We start from the raw sequence: 2,739 nt of genomic DNA, 5'->3' as shown, positions 1-2,739 counted from the left end.
GCGGATACTCTCTATTGGGCGCGAGCGCAGAGGCCCTCGGGTATATGGAATAATACAGTAGGAACAGAAATTCTGACAGCCCTCCTGTATTTTGAGAAAAGCACGGGTTCTTTCGGGAGCGGAAAAAAGCGGAATATCCTCAAAGGTATCCGCGTGCATTATGTCGCCCACCTCGCGCACAACACCGTCGGCTTTCGCCGCTTCCTCCACAAGTTCCACGATTCGGGCGCGGTCTTTCGTACCTACTACGAGACGTACTCCCGGCAGCTCAGCTATGATATCCGGTGCAAGCTGCGCGTAGCAGCCCGTAACCGCAATAAGCGCGTTCTCGTTTTCACGCTGGGCGCGGCGTATGAGCTGGCGTGACTTTTTTTCCCCCAGCATGGTTACGGAGCAGGTATTTATAATATAGACGTCCGCATGCTCCGTGAAGGGAACTATTTCATAGCCCGCCTTGCGGAAGAGTCCTTCCATTGTTTCTGTTTCAAACTGGTTGACCTTGCAGCCCAAGGTCATAAATGCAGCCGTTGTCAATCTTGTCTTTCACCTTTCTGTATTGCATAATTCCCTAAATCGCCCTTTTCGTACTGCACGCAGGAAAGTACGGCAAGCGCCGCGGTTTCTGCACGCAGTATGCGGGGACCTAATGTCACCACAGCGGCTCCCGCGGTCTTCGCGGCAGCCACCTCATCAGGCGAGAATCCGCCCTCAGGGCCTACCAGCGCAGTATACTGCTTCTGATTTTTTTCTTCCAGCCATGCCCCGAGCGAAAGCTTTTCCTCATTTTCATAGCAGAGGAACAGTCCGTCCGATTCAGTACATTCCGAGAGCCATTCTTTTATATCCCGGATAGGCTCGACCACAGGAATGAGCGTCCTTCCGCACTGCTTCGCGGCTTCGTTTGCTATACGCTGCCATTTTTCACGGCGCGCCTCACTTTTTTTCTCATCGTATTTCACGACACAGTTAGCACTTTTTATGGGCTGAATAACCGATACGCCAAGCTCTACCGCCTTCTGAACTATGAACTCCATTTTATCTGCCTTTGGCAGGCACATAGCCAGTGTCAGAGCAATCGGGGATTCCGTGTCCGCTTCGATTTCCTCAATGAGCTTCATGGTAACAGTATCTGACGTAAATCCCGTGATTTCCATTATCGCAGTCTTTCCGTCTTTGTCCGCTGCAATTACACGGTCGCCCTCTTTTGAACGAAGAGCATAGCCCAAATGATGGGCGTCGTTTCCCGTCACGGTGACTTCATGGGAAAGCGCTCCCTGCAGAAACAGACGGCGCATCAGCGGTCCTCCTCGCGGCAGATTTCGAGAGCGAGCCATTCCTTTTCCTCATGGCGCTGTATGACAAAGAGTCCGTGCATCTTTGCCGCCATAACGACATCTTCCTCACGGCTCAGAATAATACCACTGGCAAGAAGGCGTCCTCCCTTTTCCAGGTGGTCATCAAGCTCGTCAAAAAGACGGATAACCAGGTCGGCAATAAGGTTTGCCGTAATGAGTTGCGCCTTTCCGTCAAATTCCTTGAGAAGGTCGCTCTGTTTTATCTCTATTACTGACTCAGTACCGTTTTCCGCGCTGTTGAATTTAGCGGATTTTACCGCCGTAGCATCATAGTCCGCCGCAACGACATGTCCTGCTCCGAGCTTTGCCGCTGCAATCGCCAGCACACCTGAGCCCGTGCCCACATCAAAAACGGTCATGCCTGGCTTTACCATCTGCTCAAGAGCACGGAGACACATTGATGTTGTCGGGTGTGTTCCTGTTCCGAATGCCGCGCCCGGGTCGAGGCGAAGAACAATGTCATCAGGCTTTGCTTCATATTCTTCCCATGAGGGCTGAATAACAATATGCTCGCCGACCTTGTCCATGTGGAAATATTTTTTCCAGTTATCCACCCAGTCTTCATCATTTCGGATATTTGTCGCAACCTCCGCAGTTCCCAGGTCCGCCCCGCGCGCTTTCATATCCTCAAGAGATGCTTTAAGAGCTTTAACCTTGCCGTCCAGCTCCTCATCATTGGCAAGATAGGAGCGTACTGTAACCATGCCCGTTTCGGGTTTTCGCTCCATGTCGCGGTAGTCCCAGCGTCCTTCATCAATATATGCGTTAATGAGTGCGGGGTCGTCGATTTCGACTCCGCCGGCTCCGATATCCGTGAATGCCGCCGTAACGAGGTCAGCTGCCTCGGTCTTTGTTTCTACGCTGACTTCAACCCATTCCATCTATTATGCTCCTTCCTTACAAACGTATAAATATCTAATACTATATCAAAAAGAATCATAAATAGCAAAAAGAGCCATGAAAAAATGAGAAATCATTTCTTCACAGCTCTCCGTTTTATTTTTTGAACATTTTCTTAAGCGTATCCATAAAGCTTTTCTGCTCCGGATTTACGCTTTCGCCGGAAATCTCTCCGAATTTCTGCAGAAGCTCCTTCTGCTCCTTGGAGAGTTTTTTCGGAGTAAGAACCTTCACGCGGACATGCTGGTTGCCGCGTCCGCTTCCGCGAAGGAAAGGAATACCGCGTCCCTTGAGACGGAGCACTGTGCCCGACTGGATTCCTTCGGGAATCTTCATCTCTACCTTTCCGTCCAAAGTCGGCACTTCGATTGTATCTCCGAGAGCCGCCTGAACGAATGAGATAGGTACCTCGCAGAGAACATCAGAGCCGCTTCTCTGGAAGAGCTTGTGCTCACGCACATAGATATAAACGTAAAGGTCTCCG

General features: G+C 50.7%; 3 protein-coding genes and 1 pseudogene. All 4 read right to left on the bottom strand.

Annotated elements, in window-relative coordinates; genetic code table 11:
• Positions 1-516 (bottom strand): annotated as a pseudogene (locus ACY69O_RS00765) (tRNA (N(6)-L-threonylcarbamoyladenosine(37)-C(2))-methylthiotransferase MtaB); the annotation flags it as partial.
• 14 nt (positions 517-530) lie between these two features.
• On the bottom strand, positions 531-1,295 hold the full coding sequence (locus ACY69O_RS00760) for a 16S rRNA (uracil(1498)-N(3))-methyltransferase (RefSeq protein WP_462331565.1): 765 nt from the start codon (positions 1,293-1,295) through the stop codon (positions 531-533).
• Positions 1,295-2,236 (bottom strand): 50S ribosomal protein L11 methyltransferase, encoded by a 942-nt coding sequence (gene prmA / locus ACY69O_RS00755; protein WP_462331564.1) that lies wholly within the window; start codon positions 2,234-2,236, stop codon positions 1,295-1,297. The genes ACY69O_RS00760 and prmA overlap by 1 nt, the downstream gene beginning before the upstream one ends.
• A gap of 115 nt (positions 2,237-2,351) precedes the next feature.
• On the bottom strand, positions 2,352-2,739 hold a 388-nt coding region (locus tag ACY69O_RS00750), incomplete at its 5' end, for a DnaJ C-terminal domain-containing protein (protein WP_462331563.1).

This window comes from Schwartzia sp. (in: firmicutes) (genome assembly GCF_978017985.1).
The sequence above is the reverse complement of the archived record's forward strand: the minus strand, read 5'-3'. Positions and strand labels throughout refer to the sequence as shown.